Origin of the sequence: Pseudomonas sp. FW300-N2F2, assembly GCF_017351655.1 — a bacterium.
Taxonomy (GTDB): Bacteria; Pseudomonadota; Gammaproteobacteria; order Pseudomonadales; family Pseudomonadaceae; genus Aquipseudomonas; species Aquipseudomonas fluorescens_AA.
Window position 1 is genome coordinate 1,898,812 of the sequence record NZ_JACNDQ010000001.1, and the last position, 24,481, is coordinate 1,923,292.

Below are 24,481 nucleotides of genomic sequence, written 5' to 3' on the forward strand. Positions count from 1 at the left end.
TCTCCCATGTACGAATCCCCCAGTTGGTTGCATGAGTTATGGGTCGCCCGGGACACCCTGTGGGCCGGCTTCTTGACCAGCGTGCAGTGTTCGCTGTTGGCGATTGTGTTGGGCACGCTGATCGGCCTGGTCGCCGGCCTGGTGCTGACCTATGGCCGGACCTGGATGCGCGCGCCGTTTCGCTTCTACGTCGACCTGATCCGCGGCACGCCGGTGTTCGTGCTGGTGCTGGCCTGCTTCTACATGGCCCCGGCCCTGGGCTGGCAGATCGGCGCATTCCAGGCCGGTGTCCTGGGCCTGACGCTGTTCTGCGGCTCCCATGTGGCCGAGATCGTGCGCGGTGCCTTGCAGGCGCTGCCCCGTGGGCAGATGGAGGCGAGCCAGGCCATCGGCCTGACGTTCTACCAGTCGCTGGGCTATGTGTTGTTGCCCCAGGCGTTGCGGCAGATCCTGCCGACCTGGGTCAATTCCTCTACCGAGATCGTCAAGGCCTCGACCCTGTTGTCGGTGATCGGCGTCGCCGAACTGTTGCTCAGCACCCAGCAGATCATCGCCCGGACCTTCATGACCCTGGAGTTTTACCTGTTCGCCGGGTTTCTCTTTTTCATCATCAATTACGCCATCGAATTGCTCGGGCGGCACATTGAAAAGCGGGTGGCCTTGCCATGACTGACGTTTCGAATCTCTCCAATACGGAGCTATCCAACACCCAGCCGTTGCTGGATATTCGCGGCCTGCGCAAACAATACGGCCCGCTGGAAGTGCTCAAGGGCGTGGACCTGAGCATGCAGCGCGGCAACGTGGTCACGCTGATCGGTTCCAGTGGTTCGGGCAAGACCACGCTGTTGCGCTGCGTCAACATGCTGGAAGAATTCCAGGGCGGGCAGATTGTGCTCGACGGCGAGTCCATCGGCTATGACGACATCGACGGCAAGCGTGTGCGCCACCCCGAGAAGCTCATCGCCCGGCACCGGGCCATGACCGGCATGGCCTTCCAGCAATTCAACCTGTTTCCCCACCTGACTGCGTTGCAGAACGTCACCCTGGGCCTGCTGAAAGTGAAAAAACTGCCCAAGGACGAAGCGGTGGCCCTGGCCGAGAAATGGCTGGAGCGGGTTGGTCTGTTGGAACGGCGCGATCACTTTCCCGGCCAGTTGTCCGGTGGTCAGCAGCAGCGCGTGGCGATTGCCCGGGCGATTGCCATGAACCCCAGCCTGATGCTGTTCGACGAAGTGACTTCGGCCCTGGACCCGGAGCTGGTTGGCGAGGTGCTGAACGTGATCAAGGGCCTTGCCGAAGACGGCATGACCATGCTGCTGGTGACCCACGAAATGCGCTTTGCCTTCGAGGTCTCCGACAAGATCGTGTTCATGAACCAAGGGCGCATCGAAGAGCAGGGCCCACCGAAGGAACTGTTCGAGCGGCCGCAATCGCCGCGGTTGGCGGAATTCCTCAAGAACACCCGTTTTTAATTTTATTCAGTAAGGAGAAACACTCATGAGCATTACGCGCTACGGCACCGGCAGCACCGCAGGCGGCGGTCAGCCACGGCCATTCGCCCGCGCCGTGGAAGCCGATGGCTGGCTGCACGTGTCCGGCCAGGTGCCGGCGGTGAACGGCGAGATCATTGTCGGCGGGATCGTCGAGCAGACCCACCAGACCATGAAGAACCTGGTCGCCATTCTCGAAGAGGCCGGATATGGCCTGGAAGATGTGGTGCGCTGCGGCGTGTGGTTGGATGACCCGCGGGATTTCTGGAGTTTCAACAAGGTGTTCGGCGAATACTTCAGCCCTGAACACGCCCCGGCCAGGGCCTGCGTGCAGGCGAGCATGATGGTCGATTGCAAGGTCGAGATCGATTGTGTGGCCTACAAGAAAAAGGCCTGAATTCATAAAGGCTGGCATTCTAGGCTTGTGTGGCGAGGGAGCTTGCTCCCGCTGGACTGCGCAGCAGGCCCAATAAGCGACTGCTGCGCAGCCGAGCGGGAGCAAGCTCCCTCGCCACGATGAAAATGCAAGCGTCTATGAGTGAATTACCAGGAACCAAAGACATGACCGAAGACACCATCAAACGCCGGGCCCGGGGACTGGATCGGGCGTTCGATATCCTCGATTTCCTCAAGGAAATCGGCCAGCCGTTGCGCCCGAACGATATTGCCAGCGGCATCGGCAGCCCCAAGTCCACGGTCTATGAACTGGTGGCGTCGCTGCTGGAGCGCCGCATCCTCGAGCCGGTGGGCAAGGACGGTCACGTCTACCTGGGGCGCCAGTTGTATTTCCTCGGGCAGGCGCACCTGCGGCATTTCGACCTGAGCCGCGAGGCTGACCAGGCCTTGCAGGAGATCGTGCGCCAGACCCGGGAAACGGCGCAGATGTGCCTGCTCAACGGGCGCAAATATACCGTCGCGCTGATGAAGGAAGGCGAGCGGCATTTCCGCATTTCATCGGACATCGGTGAAAACGCACCGATCCCGTGGACGGCGTCCGGGCGCCTGCTGCTGGCGCATTTGAGCGACCAACAGATCGTCGACCTGATCGACCCCGACGACTTCATTTTGCCGGACGGCGAGCGCTTGCCCCTGGAGCAATTCCTCAAGGAAATCCGCCAGGCCGGCCTCGATGGGTTCTTCTCCTTCGACAGCGTCGCCGACACCTTCACCCACTGCTTCGCCGCACCGGTCAAAGACCCCGGCGGCGTGGCCATCGCCACCCTGTGCATCGTCGCCCCACGGGTCGATGCCAAGAACAATTACGCCGACTACCGCCGGGTGCTGATCGAAAGCGCCAACAACCTGGCCCGGCGCATCAATGAATAGATAACCGCGGCTGCGAGCGGCCGCGTGCGAGGAGTACGAACATGTCTTCTGTCATTCCCAATGCTGGCGTAGAGAAGGGTGCGGCCACCGTCGGCGCTCATCTGCTCAAGGACGTCAGCCTGCCGGCGTTGGTGCTGCACCGCGCGGCGCTGGAGCACAACATTCGCTGGATGCAAGCGTTCGTCACCGACAGTGGCGCCGAACTGGCGCCCCACGGCAAGACCAGCATGACCCCGGCGCTGTTTCGACGCCAGCTCGATGCCGGTGCCTGGGGCCTGACCCTCGCCACCGCCGTGCAGACCCGTGCCGCTTACGCCCACGGCGTTCGTCGAGTGCTGATGGCCAACCAACTGGTGGGCACGCCAAACATGGCGCTGATCGCCGATCTGCTGGCCGACCCGGCGTTCGAATTCCATTGCATGGTCGATCATCCGGACAACGTCGCGGACCTGGGGGCGTTCTTCGCCTCGCGCGGTATGAAGCTGAACGTGATGATCGAGTACGGCGTGGTCGGTGGTCGGTGTGGCTGCCGGACCGAGGCCGAGGTGTTGGCCCTGGCCGAGGCGATTCGCAGTCAACCGGCGCTGGCATTGACCGGTATCGAAGGCTACGAAGGGGTGATCCATGGCGACCACGCCATCAGTGGCATCCGCGCATTCGCGGCATCGTTGGTACGGTTGGCGGTGCAGTTGCAGGACGACGATGCCTTTGCCATCGACAAGCCGATCATCACCGCCTCGGGGTCGGCCTGGTACGACCTGATCGCCGAATCCTTCGAAGCCCAGAATGCCCACGGGCGTTTCCTCAGCGTGCTGCGCCCCGGCAGTTACGTGGCCCATGACCATGGCATCTACAAGGAAGCCCAGTGCTGCGTGCTGGAGCGCCGCAGCGACCTGCACGAAGGCCTGCGTCCGGCCCTGGAAGTCTGGGCTCATGTGCAATCGCTGCCGGAGCCGGGCTTCGCGGTGATCGCCCTGGGCAAGCGCGACGTGGCCTACGACGCCGGATTACCGGTGCCGCTCAAGCGCTACACGCCCGGATCGGATTCGGTGGCGGGTGACGATGTCAGCGGTTGCAAGGTGACGGCGGTGATGGACCAACATGCGTTCATGAGTGTGGCGGCAGGGATTGAGCTGCGTATGGGCGACATCATTTCGTTTGGTACTTCACACCCGTGCCTGACGTTCGACAAGTGGCGGGTGGGGTGCCTGGTGGATGAGCAGTTACGGGTGGTCGAGAGCATGGAGACTTGCTTCTAGTCGTTGGACCAGGTTGTGGCCATCGCGGGCAAGCCTTGCTCCCACACGGATCGACTGTGAACACAAAGTTGGTGTTTGCCCAAGATCCCCTGTGGGAGCAAGGCTTGCCCGCGATTAGCGACCTTCCAGACACCACCAAAATATCAGGATCACCTATGAGCAATCCCACCCAGAAACCCCGCATCGCCCTGATCGGCGAATGCATGATCGAACTGCAACAACGCGCCGATGGCAGCCTGCTGCAAAGCTTCGGCGGCGATACCCTGAACACCGCGGTGTACCTGTCCCGCGCCTTGGGCGACAGGGGCGCGGTGGATTACGTCACCGCCTTGGGCGACGACAGTTTCAGCGATGCCATGTGTGAGCGCTGGGCCGAAGAAAACATCGGTCTGCAACGGGTCCAGCGCTTGCCTGGACGCCTGCCGGGTCTGTATTGCATCCAGACCGACGCGGCGGGCGAGCGGCGATTCCTCTACTGGCGCAACGAGGCGGCGGTGCGCGAGTGTTTTACCACCCCGGCCGCCGCACCGATCCTGGCGGCATTGCCGGATTACGATGTGCTGTATTTCAGCGGCGTCACTCTGGCGGTGCTCGGTGAGCAGGGGCGCGCCAGACTCATTGAAACCCTGGTCGAAGCACGTCGGCGCGGGGCCCAGGTGGTGTTCGACAATAATTACCGACCAAGACTCTGGGCCTCTATCGAGGCGGCGCGGGCGGCGTATCGCAGCGTCCTGCCCTACGTGGAATTGGCCCTGCTGACGGTGGAAGACGAGCAGGCACTGTTCGGATATGCGGACACTGAAGCGGTATTCGCCGCCTATGGGCAGCTCGGCACGCCCGAGGTGGTGCTCAAGCGCGGTGCCGAGGCCTGCCTGATTCGTTGCGATGGCGAGTTTTATGAGATTCCCGCCCAACGGGTCGAGCGTGTGGTGGACACCACGGCGGCGGGAGATTCATTCAGTGCCGCGTACCTGGCGAGCCGCTTGCTGGGGGGGACTCCGGCGGAGGCGGCCGAAGCAGGGCATCTGTTGGCGAGCCGGGTGATCCAGGTGCCGGGGGCGTTGATGCCAAAATAATAAGTGGGCACAAAACCTGTGGGAGCGAGCTTGCTCGCGATAGCGCTGGGTCAGCTTGCAGAAATGTTGACTGTGTCGCCGCCATCGCGAGCAAGCTCGCTCCCACAGGCTCGGTTTCAATCCCGGTAGAACACCTGCACCAGGTGATAGCCGAACTTGCTCTTGATCGGCCCATGTACCACCCGCAAGGGTTTCTTGAAGATCACCGCATCGATCGCACCGACCATCTGCCCCGGCCGCACTTCGCCCAGGTCGCCACCGCGTTTGCCCGAGGGGCAGGTGGAGTATTTCTTGGCCAGCACATCGAAGGCTTCGCCCTTGGCGATGCGTTGCTTGAGCTGTTCGGCTTCTTCGGCGGTTTTCACCAGGATATGGCGGGCTTGGGCTTTCATTGCAGCGGTGACCTGAACGGTGCGACGGGGCGGCGATTATGCCTCAAGTCAGCTGCCATGGTTGATCATCGTCCGAATCTTGTTGGCCAGCAGATCGAGGGTGAAGGGCTTGGCGACCATGTCCATGCCCTGGTCGAGGAACCCCTGGCGTTCGGCGGCTTTCTGCGCGTAACCGGTCATGAACAGCACTTTCAGCCCCGGGCGGTGCTGGCGGGCGATTTCCGCCAGTTGCCGGCCATTCATGCCCGGCAGTCCGACGTCGGTCACCAACAGGTCGATGCGCTGCTCCGATTCCAGCAGGGGCAGGGCCGTCATGGCGTCCTGGGCCTCCAGGGCGGTGTAGCCCAAGGTCTTCAACAGGTCGAGCACCAGCATGCGCACCGCCGGTTCATCTTCCACCAGCAACACGGTTTCCCCGGCGATGGCCGGCGGTACGTCGACCGTCTCCGCCGTGGCGGGTTGTTGGGCCGGCGCAACGTGCAGGCGCGGCAGGTACAACTGCACCCGTGTGCCCTGGCCCGGCACGCTGTCCAGGTTGAGGTGTCCACCCGACTGTTGGGCAAACCCATAGATCATCGACAAGCCCAGGCCGGTGCCCTGGCCGATGGGCTTGGTGGTGAAAAATGGGTCGAAGGCCTTGGCCAGCACGGCGGGGGTCATGCCGCTGCCGTTGTCGCTGACCGCGATCATCACATAGTCGCCGGCCTTGACCGGTTCGAGGGTGTTGATGTCAGTGCCGTCGAGATAGACATTGGCGGTTTCGACGATCAATTCGCCGCCGTCGGGCATGGCATCCCGGGCGTTGATCACCAGATTGAGCAGGGCGTTTTCCAACTGGCTGGCATCGGTGCTGACCGGCCACAGCTCGGGGGTCAGTTGCAGCCGCAGCACGATGTGATCGCCGGTGGTCCGGCTCAGCAGGTCTTCGAGCGAACGCACCAGCTCGTTGGCGTCCAGCGGCTTGCGGTCCAGGGACTGGCGGCGGGAAAACGCCAGCAGCCGATGGGTCAGGGCCGCGGCGCGGTTGGCCGAGGACACCGCCGCTTCGGTGAAGCGCCCGATCTCGGCGGTGCGGCCGGCGGCGATGTAGCGTTGCATCAGGTCGAGGCTGCCGAGGATGCCGGTGAGCATGTTGTTGAAGTCATGGGCAATGCCGCCGGTGAGTTGGCCCACGGCCTCCATTTTCTGCGCATGGCGCAGGGCTTCTTCGGCGCGCTCGCGTTCGAACATCTCGCTTTGCAGGCGGTGGTTGGCTTCGGCCAGTTGCCGGGTCCGGGCGATGACCCGTTCCTCCAGTGTTTCGTTGAGGTTGCGCAGGGCTTCCTCGGTTTTCCGGCTCTCGGTCTCGTCGATCACGAAGATGTAGAAACCGTTCACCGCCCCGTCCGTCCCGTGGCGAGGCAAGTAGTTGATCAGTGCATGGCGCGGGCGACCGTCGCGATGGTCCATCTGCAAGGTGAAGCTGCACGGTTTGCCGGCCAGGGCATCGGCGATCTGTTGGGCGCGGGCGGCATAGGCCTCTTCGCCGAGCACTTCGCGGATGGTCTTGCCGTAGAGCTCCTGCGGGGTCAGGCCGTACCAATCCAGGTAGGCGCTGTTGTTCAGCCGGAAGCGCTCTTCGCGGTCCGCGTAGCTGATGAGGATCGGCATGGCGTTTATGATCAACTGCAGCTCGGTCTGGCTCTGGCGCAGGGCTTGCTCGGTGCGCTTGCGTTCGGTCAGGTCCAGGGCCGCACCCAGAAAACGCTTGGGCCGGCCGTGGCGGTCCTTGTAGCAACGGCCGCGCACGTACACCCAGCGTAATTCATCGTTGGGCTGCAACAGCCGGTACTCTTCGGCGTATTCGGTGCCATGGGTGATGCAGTGCTTGATGCTGCGGGCAACCATCGCCCGGTCCTCGGGATGCACGCCTTCGAGGTAGGCGCTGATGGGCAGTTGGCGCGACAGGTTCGGGTCGACGCCATGCAGCAGGGCGAAATGGGCGTCGGCGATGAAGCGGTCTTCGCTGATGTCCCAATCCCAGGTGCCCAGCGCGTCGGCGGCGGCCAGGGCCAGTTGCAGGCGCTCTTCGCTTTCGTGCTGGGCCTTGAGGCTGGCCTCGGAGCGCCGTTCGAATTCCATGGCCAGGCGGCGGCGTTCGCTGGTCTCGATGGCGGTGACCAGGATGCCGGCGACGCTGCCGCTTTCGTCATGCACCGGGCTGTAGGTCAGGTCCAGCCAGACATCGCAGAGGCGACCGGCGAAGGGCATGCGCCAGTGCTGGTCGCGGCAGGTGTGCGTCTGGCCTTGCAATACGCGGTGGTAAATCCCTTCGGTTGCCCCTTTGAGTTCGGGCCATGCTGCATGGGTCGGCTGGCCGAACGCCCGGGGGTGCTTGTCACCGCTCAGTCGGCCGAAGGCGTCGTTGTAGAGATGGGTCAGCTGCGCGCCCCACAGCAAGGCCATCGGCATCGGCGAATGGAGCACGATGTCCACGGCGGTGCGCAGGCTCTGGGGCCAGTTTCGGGCAGTGCCCAATGGGGTCTGGGCCCAGTCCACCTGGCTGACCAGGCGCTGGGCATCATTGCCGGCGGGTGTCGCGTTCATCACGCAATCCCTGGCTGTCGTGTCTGTACCACGGCGTCTACTATCCTTTGAGGAAAGTAAGTGCGGGCGGGTCTGAAGGGTTTCATGTTCGGCTCAACTTGTTTCATTGATGTCTCGCGGAAGTTTCAATCCATGGAAATCGATCCGTTGTTGCGAATCCTGGCGAGCCAGAATGGTTCCGATCTTTACATGTCTACGGGGGCGCCGCCGTGCGCGCGTTTCGAGGGCGTGCTCAAGCCCTTGGGTAACGAGGCATTCAAGGTCGGCGACATCGCCCGGCTCGCCGAGTCTTTGATGGACGCCGAACAGCGCCTTGAGTTCGATCGGGAACTGGAAATGAACCTGGCGATCTCCCTGGCCGGCGTCGGGCGGTTCCGGGTCAATGTCTTCAAGCAGCGCAATGACGTGTCCATGGTGATCCGCAACGTCAAGCTGGACATCCCGCGCTTCGAGGACCTGAAACTGCCCCGGGTGCTGTTGGACAGCATCATGCAGAAACAGGGGTTGATGCTGTTCGTCGGCGCGACAGGTTCGGGCAAGTCGACTTCCCTGGCGGCGCTGATCGATTACCGCAATCGCAACAGCAGCGGCCATATCATCACCATCGAGGACCCGGTGGAGTATATCCATCGGCACAAGAAATCCATCATCAACCAACGGGAAGTCGGTGTCGACACCCGCAGTTTTCATGCGGCCCTGAAAAACACTTTGCGCCAGGCACCGGACGTGGTGCTGATCGGCGAAATCCGCGATCGGGAAACCATGGAGCATGCCCTGTCGTTTGCCGACACCGGGCACTTGGTGATTTCCACCTTGCATGCCCATAACGCCAACCAGGCCTTGGACCGGGTGATCAATTTCTTTCCGGAAGAGCGCCGGCCGCAGTTGTTGAACGACCTGGGCAACAACCTCAAGGCGTTCGTTTCCCAACGCCTGGTGCGTACCCGCACCGGCCAGCGGCGGGCGGCGGTGGAGGTTATGCTGGGTTCGCCCACGGTGGCCGACCTGATCCGGCGCAACGAGCTTGGCGAGCTCAAGGGCATCATGGAAAAGTCAGAGGAAATGGGCATGCAAACCTTTGACCAGGCCTTGTTCAACCTGGTGGTCGAAGGCGCCATCGACGAGGAGGAGGCGCTGAAAAATGCCGATTCGGCGAATAACCTGCGGTTGCGTTTGAAGCTGCATACCGAGTCGGGGGCGGTGGCGCCACCGGCCGATCCGGCGGCGGGTGAGTGGGGGCTTATGGATTGATCGGGTTATCGTTCATCGCGAGCGAACTCGTTCCCACATGGGTTCTGCCAGTCACCGGAGATCCACTGTGGGAGCGAGCTTGCTCGCGATGAGGCCCTCACCGTCAGCTCGCAAGCTCCGGCCGATCCCGAAACTGCTCCAACGCCTCGGGGTTGGCCAGGGCATCGGTGTTCTTCACCACCTCGCCATGCACCACGTTGCGCGCCGCCAACTCCACCACCTTGCCGCTGATGGTCCGCGGGATATCACTGACCGCGAGGATCTTCGCCGGTACATGCCGTGGTGTGGTGTGGGTCCGGATGACCTGGCGAATCCGTTGTTCCAGGGCTTGATCCAGCGTCACGCCATCGCGCAGGCGCACGAACAGCACCACCCGGACATCGCCCTGCCATTGCTGGCCGATGGCAACGCTGTCCAGCACTTGCTCGACCTTTTCCACCTGCCGATAGATTTCTGCCGTGCCGATGCGCACGCCGCCAGGGTTGAGCACGGCGTCGGAGCGTCCATGGATCAACAGGCCGCCGTGGGGCAGTTCCTCGGCATAGTCGCCTTGGGCCCACACCCCGGGGAACTGGGCGAAGTAGGACGCGCGAAGTTTTTCCTGCCGAGGGTCGTTCCATAAGCCAATGGGCATCGCCGGGAAATGCCGGGTGCACACCAGCTCGCCTTTTTCCCCGATGACCGGATTGCCGGCCTCGTTCCAGACCTGCACGGCCATGCCCAGGCTCTTGCCCTGCATTTCGCCCCGGCGCACCGGCGACATGGGGTTGCCGTTGACGAAGCAGGAGACGATGTCGGTGCCGCCGGACATCGAGGCCAGGCAGACGTCGGGCTTGATGTCCCGGTACACGTAGTCGTAGCTATGGGGGGCCAGCGCCGAACCGGTGGACAGGAGGGTTCTCAGGCTGTCCAGGCGGTGCGTCTGCCGGGGCTTGAGGCCTTCGCTTTCCAGGGCGGCGAGGAACTTGGGGCTGGTGCCGAAGACGCTGACGCGCTGCTGATCGATCAGGTCCAGCAAACGCTCGGGGCCGGGGTGGAACGGCGAGCCATCGTAGAGCACCACCGCGCTACCCACGGCGAGGGCCGACACCAGCCAGTTCCACATCATCCAGCCGCAGGTCGTGTAGTAGAACAGCCGATCCTCGGGGCCGAGGTCGACGTGCAGGCCATGTTCCTTGACGTGTTGCAGCAGCACGCCGCCGGTGCCGTGGACGATGCACTTCGGCACCCCGGTGGTGCCGCTGGAGTACAGGATGTACAGCGGGTGGTCGAACGGAACGCTGACGAATTCCGGTTCGCCACCGCGTTGATAAAAGTCGTTCCACAACGCGACCGCGGCCGGGGTCTTGAAGTCCTCGAGGCGGGCGTCAGGCTGGGCATAAGGCAACACGATCAGTTGTTGCAGCGACGGCAGCCGTTCGAGGATTTCATTGACCTTGGCGCGCTGGTCGATGACCTTGCCGGCGTAGCGATAACCGGCGCAGGTGATCAGCACCTTGGGCTCGATCTGGCCGAACCGGTCGATGACGCCCTGGGTGCCGAAGTCCGGTGACGAGCATGACCAGATGGCGCCCAGGCTGGTGCTGGCGAGCATGCCCACCAACGTCTGCCAGGTGTTGGGCATGCAGGCGGCGACCCGGTCGCCCCGGGTAACGCCAGCGGCTTGCAGGCTTTTCTGCAGGCCGGCGACATGGGCGGCGAGTTCGGCCCAGGTCAGTTGTTCCTGGTCGCCGTTTTCGCCCAGCGCCACCACCGCGACGGTGTCATCGCGGCGGCGCAGCAGGTGTTCGGCGAAGTTCAGCGTGGCGCCAGGAAACCACTGGGCGCTGGGCATTTGCGCACCCTCCACCAGTACCGCGTCGGGAGCGTGGTGAAAGCGGATCTCGAAGAAGTCGACGATGGCCTGCCAGAAGGCCTCGCGCTGGTCGATGCTCCAGGCGTGCAGGGCGGGGTAGTCGTTCAGTTGCAGGTGATGCCGCGCGTTGACGAACTGGCGAAAGGCGTTCATGCGCGACTGGGCGATGCGTTCGGGGCTGGGTTGCCAGAGGAGGTCGGACATGGGGGGCCTCTTGTTTTCTTATGTACACACTATAGAGCGACCCAATCCCGTGGCGAGGGGGATTTATTCCCTCTCTGTGGGAGCAAGGCTTGCCCGCGATGGCCGCACCGCGGTTTAACAGCTAAACCGCGTTTTCGTTCATCGCGGGCAAGCCTTGCTCCCACAGAACGGGGATAAATCCCCTCGCCACAAGGAGTCGCAGGACCTTACTGAGCCAACCACCCACCATCGATATTCCACGCCGCGCCCCGCACCTGGCTGCCGGCTTCGCTGCACAGGAACAGCACCAGTTCCCCCAGTTGCGGCGGGGTGACGAATTCCAGGGACGGTTGTTTCTCGGCCAACAGATCATGCTGCGCCTGTTGCGGGTCAACGCCGGCGGCGATGCGGTCGTCGATCTGTTTTTGCACCAGCGGCGTCAGCACCCAGCCCGGGCAGATGGCGTTGCAGGTCACGTTGCTGGTGGCGGTTTCCAGGCCGACCACCTTGGTCAGGCCGATCACCCCATGCTTGGCCGCGACATACGCCGCCTTGCCCACCGAGCCGACCTGGCCATGCACCGAGGCGATGTTGACGATCCGGCCCCAGCCCTTGGCCCGCATGCCTGGCAGGCTCAGGCGCGTGGCGTGGAACACCGAGGACAGGTTGATGGCAATGATCGAGTCCCAGCGCTCCACCGGAAAATCCTCCACGGCGGCCACGTGCTGGATCCCGGCGTTGTTCACCAGGATGTCCACGCCGCCGAACTCTCGCTCGGCGTAGGCGAGCATGTCGGCGATTTGCGCCGGGTCGCTGACATCGGCCGGATGATGACCGACCTTGCCGCCGAATTGTTTGACCTCGGCGATCACCGCCGAGGCATCGCCGAAGCCGTTGAGGATCAGGTTGGCGCCGGCCTTGGCCAGGCTCAGGGCGATGCCCAGGCCGATGCCGCTGGTAGAACCGGTGACCAGGGCGGTCTTGCCCGAAAGAGGAGTTGTCATGGGAACCTCACACAATGCCAGTGGCGTAGAACACAGCGATCACGAAGAACACCGCGAGGGTCTTGATCAGCGTAATGCAGAAAATGTCTTTGTAGGCTTCGCGGTGGGTCAGCCCGGTCACCGCCAGCAGGGTAATCACCGCGCCGTTGTGGGGCAGGGTGTCCATGCCGCCGCTGGCCATGGCGGCCACCCGGTGCAGCACTTCCAAGGGGATGTTGGCGGCGTGGGCGGCGCTGATAAAACTTTCAGACATCGCCGCCAAGGCGATGCTCATGCCGCCCGAGGCTGAGCCGGTGATGCCCGCCAGCAGCGTGACTGTCACCGCTTCGTTGACCAGCGGGTTGGGAATGTTCTTGAGCCAGTCGGCCAGCACCAGGAAGCCCGGCAAGGAGGCGATGACCGCGCCGAAGCCGTATTCCGAAGCGGTGTTCATCGCCGCCAGCAACGCACCGCCCACGGCGCTCTTGCTGCCTTCGGCCAGTTTGCTGCGAATGGCCCGGAAGCCGAACAGCAAGACCATGATGATGCCCACCAGCAACGCCGCCTGCACCGCCCAGATCGCAGTGAGCTTGGCGATGTCGCTGGTCACCGGTGTGGCCATGCCCGGCAGCGCCAGGCTATGGGTCTTGCCGTACCACTGGGGGATCCACTGGGTGAACAGCAGGTTCATGATGCCCACCGCCAGCAGTGGCGAAACGGCGATCCACGGGTTTGGCAGCTTGATGTCTTCGGCGGTTTCCGGCTCGTTGCGCAGCTCGGTGCCGTAGCCTTCGCCCACACGCTGGGCCTTGTTGCGCTGGCGTTGCAAAAACAGCATGCCGAGGCTGAACACGAAGATCGTACCGATCACCCCCAGCCACGGTGCGGCCCAGGCGGTGGTGTTGAAGAACGTGCTGGGGATGATGTTCTGGATCTGCGGCGTGCCGGGCAGGGCGTCCATGGTGAAGGAGAATGCGCCGAGGGCGATGGTGGCCGGAATCAGACGCTTGGGGATATTGCTCTGGCGGAACATCTCGGCGGCGAACGGGTACACCGCGAACACCACGACAAACAGCGACACGCCGCCATAGGTCAGCAAGGCGCAGACCAGCACGATCACCAGCATGGCCTGGCGCGTCCCCAGCAAGCGAATCGCCGCGGCGACGATGGAGCGGGAGAACCCCGACAGCTCGATCAGCTTGCCGAACACCGCGCCGAGCAGGAACACCGGGAAATACAGTTTGATGAAGCCGACCATTTTCTCCATGAACACCCCGGTGAATGCGGGGGCGACGGCGGAAGGGTCGGTGAGCAGGACGGCACCGAGGGCGGCGATGGGGGCAAAGAGGATAACGCTGTAGCCACGGTAGGCGGCAACCATCAGCAGCGCGAGAGCTGCCAAGGCAATGATCACACTCATGGTGTGTCTCCTGGATTGTTATTGTTGTGGTGACGCTGTGGGAGAGGCTTTAGCGAGTTTTGTGCCAGGTGTGTAACTGTCTGAAATATAAGGAAATTGTTTTATTTTGTAGGACGGGAGTTAGGTTTTTATCTCTGTTTTGAGATTTTTAGGGGGTGGGCTGGCCTCATCGCGAGCAAGCTCGCTCCCACAGTTGAGCGCGTAGCTCAAGAGAACCCCGTAACCTGTGGGAGCGAGCTTGCTCGCGATGAGCGCAAAGCGCTCCAAAACCGGCAGTCTATATTTTGAGAATGAAGTCTCTTTATTGAGACTAGGCAATCCCCAGCGCCACCATCTTCTTGTACAACGTCGACCTCCCCAGCCCCAACCGCTCGGCCGCTTCGACCACTTTTCCGCCGCATTGCGCGAGGGTGGTTTCGATCAATTGTCGGTCGAAACGCGCCCGGGCCTGGCTGAAGGTTTCCTGGGGCAGGGGTTCGAAGCTCACGTCCGCCGGGCGCGTTACCGGCATGAAGGTCCCGATGGCGGCGCGGATGTCCGCCGCCGTGAGCACCAGGTCATCGCTGAGCAGCGCGGCCCGTTCCAGCACATTGCGCAGCTCGCGGATGTTGCCTGGCCAGGCGTGTTGCCGCAGCAGGTCGAGGGCGGCGGGGTTCAGTTCGTGCTGGCTGCGCAACTCTTCCAGGATCGCCTCGCTCAGGGCTGGCAAATCATCCAGGCGTTCGCGCAACGGTGGGACCTGGATCGGCAATACGTTGAGGCGGTAATACAGGTCGGCGCGGAACTCTCCGCGCTTGATCGCCGCTTCCAGGTCCATGGAGGTGGCGGCGATGATTCGCACGTCGCTTTGCAGCACCTCGTTGGAGCCCACCGGTTCGTACTCTTTTTCCTGGAGTACGCGCAGCAGTTTGCTTTGCAGCGGCAGCGGCATGTCGCCGATCTCGTCGAGGAACAGCGTGCCGCCCTGGGCAATCTGCAGCTTGCCGGCACGGCCCTTGCGGTCGGCCCCGGTAAAGGCCCCGGGGGCGGTGCCGAAGAACTCGGCCTCCAGCAGCGATTCAGGAATCGCCGCGCTGTTGATGCTGACGAACGCCTTGTGCGCCCGCGGCGAAGCGCTGTGGATGGCCTGGGCCAGCAGTTCCTTGCCGGTGCCGGTTTCGCCCAGCAGCAGCACCGGCGAATCGGCGCTGGCGCTACGCCGGGCACGGCGCTTGACCTCAAGGCCGGCGCTGCTGGTGCCAATGAAATGGGCAAAGTTGTACTTGGTTTGCCGCGCCCGTAGCAATGAGCGGGTGGAGGCCAGTTCTTCCTGCATGCTCAGGTAGCGCTTGAGCATCGGCGACAGGCTGTGCAATTCATCGAACAAGGCAAAGCCGATGGCGCCGATCACCGCGCCCGCGCTGTCGTGGATCGGCAGGCGCATCACCACCAGCGGCTCCTTGGGCGTGTCCTGCATGTCCAGCAGGATCGGGCGCCCGGTGCGTACCACTTCGCGTAACAGGCTGCTGGGAATCACGCTCTCGCACGCCCGGCCAATGGCTTCCTGCGCCGAGTTCAGGCCGAAACGGCGGGCGTAGCGTTCGTTCATCCAGACGATATTCGCGTCACGGTCGACAATCACCGTGCCTTCGCTGGACTGCTCGATGATCTCGAACAACGAACGGATCGCCAGCGTGCGCACGCGCTTGTAATCCTTGAGGCTTTCGGTGGGGTTCATCGGGCATTTCCAGAGAGGAGGGATTTGCCGGCAGCCATGGACGGGTGCCAAGAGCCGCATTATGCCGGGGGAAGTCCCAGGATCGAAGCACCACCGCTATTTTCGAGGTTAACTTGTACGGTTAGCTATTTTTGTACATGATCCTGCTCCGGTTTCCTGCCTTTTTTGGAGAGCACGTGAACACATTCAATCCCCGTAAGTTGAAGCTCTCCAAATGGACGGCCTGCGCGCCAGTCAATCGGGAAAAGCATTTTCTGGTCACCGAATTGATCTGTGACGAGGCGGGAAAGCCCGTAAATGTTGAGCTTCAGGCCGTGCACAGCGGGCGGGTGGAGCTGTTCGACTGGTCAGAGTTGCGCGATGACAAGCGCTGGAAAATCGGTTGGCATTAAGCCGTTGGGTGAAATGTTCCGGTTTAGTTGTTTCTTGTACAAATAAATAAAATTGTACAATTTATTGAAAGATAGTGGCTTAATGGTTCCTCTCTAGCAAACAAGGCAACGTGCCTTCAGTTGGCTACGGCCAAGCACTTACGTTTCCGGAGTGGTATCCATGTTCATCCGCACCCGCAAGCATCAGGAAACCTTGCACCCGATCCAGGCCCGGCGGGCGATTCTCGAGACCGAGCGAGCCGCTTTCCATCAGGCAATGGCGATTATCGAACTCGATCCGGCGGGGCAGGTGCTCGGCGCCAATGCGTTGTTCTTGAAGATGCTGGGCTATTCCCTCGAGGACATTCAGGGCAAGCATCACCAGATGTTCTGCGAGCCTGCCTACGCGCGCAGTCGGGAATATGCCGCTGTGTGGCAACAGGTGGGGCAAGGCCTGAGTGTCGATGCACAGTTCTTGCACCTGGCCCGGGACGGGCATTGGTTGTGGGTGGAGGCCCGCTACATCCCGGTGCTGGACCAGCAGGGAAAGCTGCAACGCATCATTGAAGTGGCCCGAGACATCAGTGAGCGTGTCCTTCGGAGCCAGACCGAGTCCAGCTTCAGGCACGCGATCGACCGCTCCATGGCGGTCATCGAGTTCGACCTCAATGGTCAAGTGGTGAATGCCAATGCGAATTTCCTCAAGGTGATGGGCTATCGCCTGGAGGAGGTTTGCGGCCAGCACCATCGCCTGTTCTGCAGGCCCAGTGAGGTCCAGAGCGACGCGTATCGCGGGTTCTGGGCTGGATTGAATCGGGGGGAGTATGTGACCGGCCTGTTCCAGCGTATCGACAAGCAAGGCGTCACGGTCTGGTTGCAGGCAACCTACAATCCGCTCTACGACGCCCAGGGAGGATTGTATGGGGTGGTCAAGTTCGCCACCGATCACACCCGCGAGGTCGAGCAGCGCCAGAGCGAATCCAACGCGGCGCGGCTGGCCTTCGAGACGTCCCGGCAGACCGATGAGCACACCCAGCTTGGCACGGCGGTTGTCCAGGAAACGGTCACCGTGGTGCAAAGCATCGCCGATGAACTCCAGCGAGTGGCCACGGGAATCAGTGCGCTGAGCGCCCAGTCCGAGGAAATCGGCAGCATCGTCGATGCCATCCGGGGGATCGCCGAACAGACCAACCTGCTCGCGCTCAATGCGGCCATCGAAGCGGCGCGCGCCGGAGAACAGGGGCGGGGGTTCGCCGTGGTCGCCGATGAAGTGCGCAACCTGGCACGGCGCACGAGCCAGGCCACGGTGGCCATCACCGAAGTCGTCGGCAAGAACCGCGACCTCGCCAGGCAAGCGGTGACCAGCATGCAGTCCAGCACCCTCAAGGCGGAGCAGGGCGTGAAGCTGGCGAACCAGGCGGGCACCGTTATCCTCGACATCCACCGAGGGGCGCAGCAGGTCGTGGAGGCCATTGGCGAATTTGCCCAAGCGCTGGATCAGCGCCGCGACAGTTGAGCGCTAGAGTCGCGGCGGCCTTTACCTGGGAAGTGCCGCCGCCAACAGCTCCTTGGTATAGGGATGCTGGGGTGAATCGAACACGTCGTGACTGGCGCCTTGCTCGACCACCTTGCCATCCTTGATCACGATCATGTCGTGGGCCAGGGCCCGGACCACCGCCAGGTCATGGCTGATGAACAGGTAGGTCAGGCCGTGTTTTTCCTGGAGCTGGCGCAGCAGGGCGACCACTTGTTTCTGCACGGTGCGGTCCAGGGCCGAGGTCGGTTCGTCCAACAGGATCAGGGCCGGCTTGAGCACCAGGGCCCGGGCGATGGCGATGCGTTGGCGCTGGCCGCCGGAAAACTCATGGGGGTAGCGGTGGCGGCTCTGCGGATCGAGGCCGACTTCCTTGAGCGCCTGGATCACCTGGGCTTCGCATTCTTCAGGGCTGGACGGGCTGTGCACCTCCAGGCCTTCGCTGATGATCTGCTGCACCGACATTCGCGGGCTGAGGCTGCCGAATGGGTCCTGGAACACCACCTGCATCTTCCTGCGCCACGGCCGCAATGCCTTGTGGGATAGCTGCTCGAGGGCCTGGCCCTGGAAATGGATGCTGCCTTCGGATTCGATCAGCCGCAGGATCGCCTGGCCGAGGGTGGATTTGCCGGAACCGGATTCGCCGACGATGCCCAGGGTCTTGCCGCGCTGGATGCTCAGGCTGATACCGTCCACGGCGCGCAAATATTCCTTGCGCCGGAACAGCCCGCCGCCCAGGGCAAAGCTCACGCGCAGGTCCCGCACCTGCAACACGTCTTCGCGCTCGTCCCGGGGCAGGGCTTCGCCTTCCGGTTCGGCGTGCAGCAGCACGCAGCTGTAGGGATGTTTCGGTGCGCTGAACAGGGTTTCGCAAGGCGCCTGCTCGACGATTTCCCCGGCCTTCATCACACACACCCGTTGGGCGATGCTGCGCACCAGGTTGAGGTCGTGACTGATCAGCAACAAGGACATGCCGAGCCGTTGCTGCAAGGACTTGAGCAACAGCAGGATCTTGCGTTGCACCGTCACGTCCAGCGCGGTGGTCGGTTCGTCGGCGATCAACAGCTCCGGCTCGCAGGCCAGGGCCATGGCGATCATCACCCGTTGCCGCTGGCCGCCGGACAGTTGATGGGGGTAGGCCTTGAGCCGCTCGGCGGGTTTCTGAATGCCCACCAGGGCCAGCAGCTCCAGAATGCGCTGGCGCGCCGCCTTGCCGCCCAGGCCCCGGTGCAGCATCAGGGTTTCACCGATCTGCTTCTCGACGCTGTGCAGCGGGTTCAGCGAGGTCATCGGTTCCTGGAAGATCATGGCGATGCGGTTGCCGCGCAACTCCCGCAGGGTCTTGGCCTCGGCGCCCAGCAGTTCCTGGCCGCGATAGCGAATGCTGCCGGTGGTGCGGGTGCCGGTTTCGGATAGCAATTGCAGGATCGAATGGGCCGTCACCGACTTGCCGGAGCCCGACTCGCCCACCAGGGCCAGGCATTCGCCGGGGCGGATGTCCAGGCACAGATTGCGCACCACCGTCTGGTCGTTGAAGGCCACGCTCAGGTCGCGGATTTCGATCAGGTTGTCGCTCATCTCAAGGTTCCGCTTCATGGTTGTTTTCAAGAGCGTGGGTCGAACGCGTCTCGCAACGCTTCGCCGATAAACACCAACAGGGAAAGAATCAGGGCCAGGGTGAAAAACGCCGTCAGCCCCAACCACGGCGCTTGCAGGTTCTGTTTGCCCTGGGCGATCAACTCGCCCAGGGAGGCGCTACCGGCCGGCATGCCGAAGCCAAGAAAATCCAGGGCGGTGAGGGTGGAGATTGCCCCGGTGAGGATGAAGGGCAGGTAGCTCAGGGTGGCGTTCATCGCGTTGGGCAGGATATGCCGCACGATCACCTTGCGATCGGATAAGCCCAGGGCCCTGGCCGCCTTGACGTACTCCAGGTTGCGCCCGCGCAGGAACTCGGCGCGGACCACGTCCACCAGGGCCAGCCAGGAAAACAGCGCCATGATCCCCAGCAACCACCAGAAATTCGGTTCGACGAAGCCGGACAGGATGATCAACAGATAGAGCACTGGCAGCCCGGACCAGACTTCCAGCAGGCGTTGCCCGAGCAGATCCACCCAGCCGCCGTAATAGCCCTGCAACGCACCGGCGGCGATGCCGATCAGCGCACTGATGGCGGTCAGGGCCAGGGCGAACAGGATCGACACCCGCGCGCCGAAGATCACCCGGGCCAGCACGTCCCGGGACTGGTCATCGGTGCCTAGCCAGTTCACCGATGAGGGTGGGCTCGGGGCGGGTTGGTTGAGGTCGTAGTTGGGGGTGTCGTCGCTGAACGGGATCGGTGGAAACCACAGCCAGCCGCCGTCCTTGTGGATCAGGTTCTGCACGTAGCTGCTGCGGTAGTCGGCCTGGAACGGCAGTTGCCCGCCAAATTCCTGCTCGGTGTGGCGCTTGAATACCGGGAAATACAGCGAGCCCTGGTAGCTCACCACCAGTGGCTTGTCATTGGCGATCAGCTCGCCGCCCAGGCTCAGGATGAACAGGCCGATGAACAGCCACAACGACCACCAGCCCCGGCGGTTTTTCCTGAAACGCTCGAAGCGTCGGCGGCCCAAGGGGGAAAGCTTGAACATCAGGCGTTCCTCGCGGCGAAGTCGATGCGCGGGTCCACCAGGGTGTAGCAGAGGTCGCCGATGAGTTTGATCAGCAGGCCGAACAGCGTGAAGATGAACAACGAGCCGAACACCACCGGATAATCCCGGGACACCGCGGCCTCGTAGCTCATGCGCCCCAGCCCGTCGAGGGAAAAGATCACCTCGATCAGCAAGGAGCCGGCAAAGAACACGCTGATGAACGCCTGGGGAATGCCGGAGACCACCAGCAGCATCGCATTGCGGAACACGTGACCGTAAAGCACCCGCTGTTCGCTCATGCCCTTGGCCCGCGCCGTGACCACGTACTGGCGGGTGATTTCATTGAGGAACGAGTTCTTGGTCAGGATCGTCAGGGTGGCGAAGCCGCCGATCACCAGCGAGGTGACCGGCAGCACCAGGTGCCAGAAATAATCGGCGATCTTGCCCAGCGTCGACAGCGACTCGAAGTTGTCCGACACCAGCCCGCGCACCGGAAACCAGTTCAGCGAGGTGCCGCCAGCGAACACCACGATCAGGAACATCGCGAAGAGGAACGCCGGCATGGCGTAGCCAATGATGATCGCGGTGCTGCTCCACACGTCGAATGCCGAGCCGTGGCGCACGGCCTTGCGAATGCCCAGGGGAATCGACACTAGGTACGTGATCAAGGTCGCCCAGAGCCCGAGGGAAATGGTCACCGGCATCTTTTCCAGGATCAGGTCGGTGACCGTGGCGCCGCGGAAGAAGCTCTTGCCGAAGTCGAGGCGCGCATAGCTGCTGAGCATCAGCCACAGGCGCTCGTGGGCCGGTTTATCGAAGCCGTATTGTTTCTCGATGTCCTTGATCAGTTGCGGGTCCAGGCCGCGACTGGCGCGGGAACTGCCGCTCATCTCACTGCCCGAACCGCCGACACTGGTGCCGCCGATGCCTTGCAGGTGGGCGATGGCCTGTTCCACCGGCCCGCCGGGTGCGGCCTGCACGATGACGAAGTTCACCAGCAGGATAATCACCAGTGTGGGAATGATCAGCAGCAGGCGCCGCGCGATATAAGCCCACATCAATGCGGCCCTCCAGGTGTGCCGCGCCTGATGCGTTCGGCGCGCATTTGTTCGTTGGTCAACGGTGTGGTGCTCACTTCCCACCAGCTTTCGATGGCTTCGTCATTGCTGGCCTGAACCTTGGGCATGCCGAAGCGATTCCACCACACGGTCGAGCTGCCCGGCGGGTAATAGTTGGGGATCCAGTAGTAATTCCATTGCAGCACCCGGTCCAGGGCGTGGGCATGGCGCAGCATGTCGGCTTGGGTGCTGGCCTTGACCAAACCGTCGATCAGCGCGTCCACCGCCGGGTTCTTCAAGGCCATGTAGTTGTTGGCCCCCGGGTCATTGGCGGCCGCCGAACCGAAGTAATTGTAGAGTTCCATGCCCGGCGAGGTGCTGACGGGGTAGCCGGTGATGATCATGTCGTAGTCGCGACTCATCAGGCGATTGACGTACTGGGAGGCGTCGATGCGGCGAATGCTCATGTCGATGCCGATTTGCGCCAGGGTACGTTTGTAGGGCAGCAGCAGGCGGTCGATACCGTTCTGGCTGTTGAGGAACGTGAAGCTCAGCGGTTCGCCCTCGGCATTCACCAGGCGGTCGCCGTCGGGTTTCCAGCCAGCCTGTTCCAACAGGGCCAGGGCTTGCAATTGTTTGTCGCGGATCACGCCGCTGCCATCGGTTTTCGGGGCCTGGAAGACCTGGGTGAAGACTTCGTCGGGAATCTGCCCGCGCAACGGCTCCAGAATCGCCAGCTCGCCGGCATCGGGCAGTTTTCGAGCGGCGAGGTCAGTGTTGGAGAAGTAACTCTGCTGACGCACATAGACGTTGCGCATCATCTGGCGGTTGCTCCATTCGAAATCCCAGAGCATGGCCAGGGCCTGGCGCACGCGGCGGTCCTGGAACTGCGGTTTTTGCAGGTTGAAGACAAAACCCTGGGCGCTCTGGGGTGCCTCTTTGGCCAGGTGGGCCTTTTGCAGGCGGCCGTCCTGCAGGGCCGGGCCGTCGTAGCCGATGGAATAGCCGGTGGCGGAAAATTCACGATTGTAGTCATAGGCGCCACCGCGCAGCACCTGGCGGGCGACGTCAGTGTCGCCAAAATACTCGATGCTGAAATGGTCGAAATTGTAGAGCCCGCGACTGACCGGCAAATCCTTGCCCCACCAATCGGCATTGCGCTCGAACGTGATGCTGCGCCCGGAATCGACTTTGCTCACCCGGTAGGGGCCACTGCCCAGTGGCGCCTCGTAGCCGCCGCCGTTGGCGAAGTCGCGAGTCTTCCACCAATGTTCGGGAAAGACCGGCAGGGTGGCGATGTCCAGGGGCAGGGTACGGCTTTCGTTGTGCTTGAAGTTGAAGCGTACGGTGCGCTCGTCCTCGACCACGACGTCCTTGACCGCCGCGAACTGGGTGCGATAGCGCAGGCTGCCTTGGGTCATCAACAGCTCGAAGCTGTAGCGCACGTCCTGGGCGGTGATGGGCTTGCCATCGGCGAAGCGGGCCTTGGGGTTGAGGTAGAAGCGCAGGGACAGGCCATCGTCGGCACGTTCCATCTTCTGCGCCACCAGGCCATAGACGGTATAGGGTTCATCCAGCGAGCGCTGGGCCAGTGGCGAGTAGAGCATCCCGTCGATCTGGCTGACGCCGATGCCTTTGTCGATGTAGGGCAGGATGTGGTCGAAGTGGCCAATCTCCACGGCCGAGCGGCGCATGGTCCCGCCTTTTGGGGCCTGGGGGTTGGCGTAGGCGAAGTGACCGAAGCCTTCGGCATATTTGGCGGGTTCGCCATAGACGGTCAGGGCATGTTGCGGTGCTGCATCGACGCCGGCGGCGCCTGTCAGCAGGACCACGGCAATCAATAGCAGTGAAGGGAACGCCAGTCGCATTGTCAGCCTTAGAGCCGGGTGATCGATGACACGATTTGTACGCGAGCGGCGCCTGAATCGCCAGTCCCTGTAGCGAGGGGATTGTCCCTGCCAGGTGGGAACAAAACCTGTGGGAAACAAGGTCTGTGGGAGTAAGGCTTGCCCGCGATGGCCGCGCCGCGGTCCAACAGCTAAACCGCGTTATCGTTTCATCGCGGGCAAGCCTTGCTCCCACAAGGGGCCATCAATCCTGGCGGCTGGTGACTTCCAGCAGGTGGTAGCCGAACTGGGTCTTGACCGGGCCTTGGACGGTATTGATCGGTGCGCTGAACACCACGGTGTCGAATTCCTTGACCATCTGGCCCGGGCCGAACGAACCCAGGTCGCCGCCCTGACGGCTGGACGGGCAGGAGGAGTTGGCCTTGGCCACTTCGGCGAAGTCGGCACCGGCTTCGATCTGGGCCTTGAGTTCGTTGCACTTGTCTTCGGTGGAAACCAGGATGTGGCGGGCAGTGGCTTTGGCCATGGGGCAAATTCCTTTCGATGTGTTTAAAGGTGTTGAGCCTACCGGATTCACTGACGGGGTGTTGTCAAAATTGCGTCAAAACCTTGGGCCTGGCGATCAAAGGCCGGCTTTGCGCAGGCGCTCGGCGTGGCGCAGGTAAAGCTCTGTGGCGTCTGTTCCCTTGCATGCCTTGCCGCCTCCCGGGCTGATCGCCTCCATGTGGTCCATGGGGTAGTCGGAGCGGATGACCTTGCCCAGGTGCGAACTGAAGCGCCCGACCAGGCCGTCGTTCTGCCCGGCTTCGGTGATGAAGTATTCGGAAAAGGCGCGGCAGAAAACCTGCGAAGGCTCTCGTGCTTTATCCGTCGTCTCTGGCAACGTGCCGCTCCATGAGTAGTAGCGCACGCCGTTGACCCGGTCCGGACCGTTCCCGCCCCAGCACTTCGGCAGGCCCTGGGGGTATTTGTCATTAAAGGCGCCCACGCCCTCGGTGGTCAGCGCCGGCAGCGCGGCGACAGCGGCCGGCGATAGCTGCGCCTGGCCGTCCAGCAGCGAGATGAAATCGGCGAACAGCGTGGCGACGCCCCTTGCCACGTGCCCTGGCAGCCGTCCGGGCGTGAGGGCCTTGCGCAGGAAGTCTGCCAGTTCGGAACCATGGTTGGGGCCGCTGACCGAGGTGACCGAGGCCACCCTGTCGGGTGCCAGCGCGGCGGCATACCGGGCGGCCAGCGCACCCTGGCTGTGGCCGATCAGATTGACCCGGGTGGCGCCGGTGCCGGCCAGAACCCGATCGATCTGAACCAGCAATTGTTCGCCCCTGGCTTCGTTGGAGTGGGTGGCCGACAAGTGCGGGATGAACACCCGGGCACCGCCTGCGCGCAGGGCCTGTTTGACGCCATGGAAAAGTTCGAAGCCGCCGATCTTGTCAAACCCGAACAACCCATGAACCAAGAGGATGGGAAATTGAGTGGTTGCATTCCGTTGCATGTTCGTACCTTTTT

20 protein-coding genes and 2 pseudogenes are annotated in these 24,481 nt (G+C 62.8%); 10 read left to right on the forward strand and 12 right to left on the reverse strand.

Annotated features, from left to right (window positions below; translation table 11 throughout):
* The first annotated feature begins 6 nt into the window (after positions 1-6).
* The 6 genes from J4E63_RS08590 to J4E63_RS08615 all read left to right on the forward strand — a co-directional run bounded on the left by J4E63_RS08590 (position 7) and on the right by J4E63_RS08615 (position 5,151).
* On the forward strand, positions 7-669 hold the full coding sequence (locus tag J4E63_RS08590) for an amino acid ABC transporter permease (RefSeq protein ID WP_028236639.1): 663 nt from the start codon (positions 7-9) through the stop codon (positions 667-669).
* Entirely contained in the window at positions 666-1,472 is an 807-nt protein-coding gene (locus tag J4E63_RS08595; protein ID WP_207281650.1) for an amino acid ABC transporter ATP-binding protein, read from the forward strand. The genes J4E63_RS08590 and J4E63_RS08595 overlap by 4 nt, the downstream gene beginning before the upstream one ends.
* A 25-nt stretch (positions 1,473-1,497) precedes the next feature.
* The gene (locus J4E63_RS08600) at positions 1,498-1,887 is read left to right on the forward strand and encodes a RidA family protein (protein ID WP_207281651.1); all 390 of its coding nucleotides are present in this window, start codon (positions 1,498-1,500) and stop codon (positions 1,885-1,887) included.
* Between the two features lie 164 nt (positions 1,888-2,051).
* Positions 2,052-2,816 carry an IclR family transcriptional regulator gene (locus tag J4E63_RS08605; protein WP_207281652.1) on the forward strand — a complete coding sequence of 255 codons (765 nt, stop codon included), beginning with the start codon at positions 2,052-2,054 and terminating at the stop codon, positions 2,814-2,816.
* A 41-nt stretch (positions 2,817-2,857) separates the two neighbouring features.
* Positions 2,858-4,075, forward strand: coding sequence for an amino acid deaminase (locus J4E63_RS08610; RefSeq protein ID WP_207281653.1), 1,218 nt, complete (start codon positions 2,858-2,860; stop codon positions 4,073-4,075).
* 155 nt (positions 4,076-4,230) lie between these two features.
* On the forward strand, positions 4,231-5,151 hold the full coding sequence (locus tag J4E63_RS08615; protein WP_207281654.1) for a sugar kinase: 921 nt from the start codon (positions 4,231-4,233) through the stop codon (positions 5,149-5,151).
* A gap of 116 nt (positions 5,152-5,267) precedes the next feature.
* On the opposite strand, the gene J4E63_RS08620 is transcribed toward J4E63_RS08615, so the two are convergent.
* A complete protein-coding gene (locus J4E63_RS08620) occupies positions 5,268-5,543 on the reverse strand; it encodes a peptidylprolyl isomerase (protein ID WP_019690952.1) in 276 nt (91 codons plus the stop codon).
* 48 nt (positions 5,544-5,591) lie between these two features.
* The gene (locus J4E63_RS08625) at positions 5,592-8,129 is read right to left on the reverse strand and encodes a PAS domain-containing sensor histidine kinase (RefSeq protein ID WP_207281655.1); all 2,538 of its coding nucleotides are present in this window, start codon (positions 8,127-8,129) and stop codon (positions 5,592-5,594) included.
* A 132-nt stretch (positions 8,130-8,261) separates the two neighbouring features.
* Here J4E63_RS08625 and J4E63_RS08630 point away from each other — a divergent pair, with 132 nt between their 5' ends.
* Complete coding sequence (locus J4E63_RS08630) at positions 8,262-9,380, forward strand: PilT/PilU family type 4a pilus ATPase (protein ID WP_207281656.1); 1,119 nt, start codon at positions 8,262-8,264, stop codon at positions 9,378-9,380.
* A gap of 103 nt (positions 9,381-9,483) precedes the next feature.
* Here J4E63_RS08630 and J4E63_RS08635 read toward each other — a convergent pair whose 3' ends face one another.
* The 4 genes from J4E63_RS08635 to J4E63_RS08650 all read right to left on the reverse strand — a co-directional run bounded on the left by J4E63_RS08635 (position 9,484) and on the right by J4E63_RS08650 (position 15,538).
* A complete protein-coding gene (locus tag J4E63_RS08635; RefSeq protein WP_207281657.1) occupies positions 9,484-11,439 on the reverse strand; it encodes an acetoacetate--CoA ligase in 1,956 nt (651 codons plus the stop codon).
* A 206-nt stretch (positions 11,440-11,645) separates the two neighbouring features.
* Entirely contained in the window at positions 11,646-12,422 is a 777-nt protein-coding gene (locus J4E63_RS08640; protein ID WP_092442098.1) for a 3-hydroxybutyrate dehydrogenase, read from the reverse strand.
* Positions 12,423-12,429: 7 nt separating this feature from the next.
* Positions 12,430-13,821 carry a GntP family permease gene (locus J4E63_RS08645; RefSeq protein ID WP_092170288.1) on the reverse strand — a complete coding sequence of 464 codons (1,392 nt, stop codon included), beginning with the start codon at positions 13,819-13,821 and terminating at the stop codon, positions 12,430-12,432.
* 310 nt (positions 13,822-14,131) lie between these two features.
* Positions 14,132-15,538, reverse strand: coding sequence for a sigma-54-dependent Fis family transcriptional regulator (locus J4E63_RS08650; RefSeq protein ID WP_207281658.1), 1,407 nt, complete (start codon positions 15,536-15,538; stop codon positions 14,132-14,134).
* Positions 15,539-15,714: 176 nt separating this feature from the next.
* Here J4E63_RS08650 and J4E63_RS08655 point away from each other — a divergent pair, with 176 nt between their 5' ends.
* The 3 genes and pseudogenes from J4E63_RS08655 to J4E63_RS31180 all read left to right on the forward strand — a co-directional run.
* Positions 15,715-15,930, forward strand: coding sequence for a TIGR02450 family Trp-rich protein (locus tag J4E63_RS08655; RefSeq protein WP_207281659.1), 216 nt, complete (start codon positions 15,715-15,717; stop codon positions 15,928-15,930).
* 160 nt (positions 15,931-16,090) lie between these two features.
* A pseudogene (locus J4E63_RS31175) lies at positions 16,091-16,870 on the forward strand (PAS domain-containing protein); the annotation flags it as partial.
* 108 nt (positions 16,871-16,978) lie between these two features.
* Positions 16,979-17,425: pseudogene (locus tag J4E63_RS31180) on the forward strand (methyl-accepting chemotaxis protein); the annotation flags it as partial.
* Between the two features lie 21 nt (positions 17,426-17,446).
* On the opposite strand, the gene J4E63_RS08665 reads toward J4E63_RS31180, so the two are convergent.
* From J4E63_RS08665 to J4E63_RS08690, 6 genes are all read right to left on the reverse strand, one after another.
* On the reverse strand, positions 17,447-19,021 hold the full coding sequence (locus J4E63_RS08665; protein WP_207282471.1) for an ABC transporter ATP-binding protein: 1,575 nt from the start codon (positions 19,019-19,021) through the stop codon (positions 17,447-17,449).
* A gap of 26 nt (positions 19,022-19,047) precedes the next feature.
* Positions 19,048-20,070, reverse strand: a complete 1,023-nt coding sequence (locus J4E63_RS08670) for an ABC transporter permease (protein ID WP_092170264.1) — start codon at positions 20,068-20,070, stop codon at positions 19,048-19,050.
* Positions 20,070-21,128, reverse strand: a complete 1,059-nt coding sequence (locus J4E63_RS08675) for a microcin C ABC transporter permease YejB (RefSeq protein WP_207281661.1) — start codon at positions 21,126-21,128, stop codon at positions 20,070-20,072. Before J4E63_RS08675 ends, J4E63_RS08670 begins: the two co-directional genes overlap by 1 nt.
* Positions 21,128-22,996 carry an extracellular solute-binding protein gene (locus J4E63_RS08680; RefSeq protein WP_207281662.1) on the reverse strand — a complete coding sequence of 623 codons (1,869 nt, stop codon included), beginning with the start codon at positions 22,994-22,996 and terminating at the stop codon, positions 21,128-21,130. The genes J4E63_RS08675 and J4E63_RS08680 overlap by 1 nt, the downstream gene beginning before the upstream one ends.
* A gap of 223 nt (positions 22,997-23,219) precedes the next feature.
* Positions 23,220-23,501, reverse strand: a complete 282-nt coding sequence (locus J4E63_RS08685) for a peptidylprolyl isomerase (RefSeq protein WP_072405155.1) — start codon at positions 23,499-23,501, stop codon at positions 23,220-23,222.
* 96 nt (positions 23,502-23,597) lie between these two features.
* Complete coding sequence (locus J4E63_RS08690; RefSeq protein ID WP_207281663.1) at positions 23,598-24,467, reverse strand: triacylglycerol lipase; 870 nt, start codon at positions 24,465-24,467, stop codon at positions 23,598-23,600.
* Positions 24,468-24,481 lie beyond the last annotated feature (14 nt).

What these genes read in the sequence shown, in the direction of transcription:
- J4E63_RS08670 (WP_092170264.1), bottom strand. Translation starts at nt 20,070, where the DNA reads ATGTTCAAGCTTTCCCCCTTGGGCCGCCGACGCTTCGAGCGTTTCAGG.
- J4E63_RS08615 (WP_207281654.1), top strand. Translation starts at nt 4,231, where the DNA reads ATGAGCAATCCCACCCAGAAACCCCGCATCGCCCTGATCGGCGAATGC.
- J4E63_RS08630 (WP_207281656.1), top strand. Translation starts at nt 8,262, where the DNA reads ATGGAAATCGATCCGTTGTTGCGAATCCTGGCGAGCCAGAATGGTTCC.
- J4E63_RS08690 (WP_207281663.1), bottom strand. Translation starts at nt 24,467, where the DNA reads ATGCAACGGAATGCAACCACTCAATTTCCCATCCTCTTGGTTCATGGG.
- J4E63_RS08645 (WP_092170288.1), bottom strand. Translation starts at nt 13,821, where the DNA reads ATGAGTGTGATCATTGCCTTGGCAGCTCTCGCGCTGCTGATGGTTGCC.
- J4E63_RS08605 (WP_207281652.1), top strand. Translation starts at nt 2,052, where the DNA reads ATGACCGAAGACACCATCAAACGCCGGGCCCGGGGACTGGATCGGGCG.
- J4E63_RS08675 (WP_207281661.1), bottom strand. Translation starts at nt 21,128, where the DNA reads ATGTGGGCTTATATCGCGCGGCGCCTGCTGCTGATCATTCCCACACTG.
- J4E63_RS08595 (WP_207281650.1), top strand. Translation starts at nt 666, where the DNA reads ATGACTGACGTTTCGAATCTCTCCAATACGGAGCTATCCAACACCCAG.
- J4E63_RS08610 (WP_207281653.1), top strand. Translation starts at nt 2,858, where the DNA reads ATGTCTTCTGTCATTCCCAATGCTGGCGTAGAGAAGGGTGCGGCCACC.
- J4E63_RS08685 (WP_072405155.1), bottom strand. Translation starts at nt 23,501, where the DNA reads ATGGCCAAAGCCACTGCCCGCCACATCCTGGTTTCCACCGAAGACAAG.
- J4E63_RS08665 (WP_207282471.1), bottom strand. Translation starts at nt 19,021, where the DNA reads ATGAGCGACAACCTGATCGAAATCCGCGACCTGAGCGTGGCCTTCAAC.
- J4E63_RS08625 (WP_207281655.1), bottom strand. Translation starts at nt 8,129, where the DNA reads ATGAACGCGACACCCGCCGGCAATGATGCCCAGCGCCTGGTCAGCCAG.
- J4E63_RS08590 (WP_028236639.1), top strand. Translation starts at nt 7, where the DNA reads ATGTACGAATCCCCCAGTTGGTTGCATGAGTTATGGGTCGCCCGGGAC.
- J4E63_RS08640 (WP_092442098.1), bottom strand. Translation starts at nt 12,422, where the DNA reads ATGACAACTCCTCTTTCGGGCAAGACCGCCCTGGTCACCGGTTCTACC.
- J4E63_RS08635 (WP_207281657.1), bottom strand. Translation starts at nt 11,439, where the DNA reads ATGTCCGACCTCCTCTGGCAACCCAGCCCCGAACGCATCGCCCAGTCG.
- J4E63_RS08650 (WP_207281658.1), bottom strand. Translation starts at nt 15,538, where the DNA reads ATGAACCCCACCGAAAGCCTCAAGGATTACAAGCGCGTGCGCACGCTG.
- J4E63_RS08600 (WP_207281651.1), top strand. Translation starts at nt 1,498, where the DNA reads ATGAGCATTACGCGCTACGGCACCGGCAGCACCGCAGGCGGCGGTCAG.
- J4E63_RS08680 (WP_207281662.1), bottom strand. Translation starts at nt 22,996, where the DNA reads ATGCGACTGGCGTTCCCTTCACTGCTATTGATTGCCGTGGTCCTGCTG.
- J4E63_RS08620 (WP_019690952.1), bottom strand. Translation starts at nt 5,543, where the DNA reads ATGAAAGCCCAAGCCCGCCATATCCTGGTGAAAACCGCCGAAGAAGCC.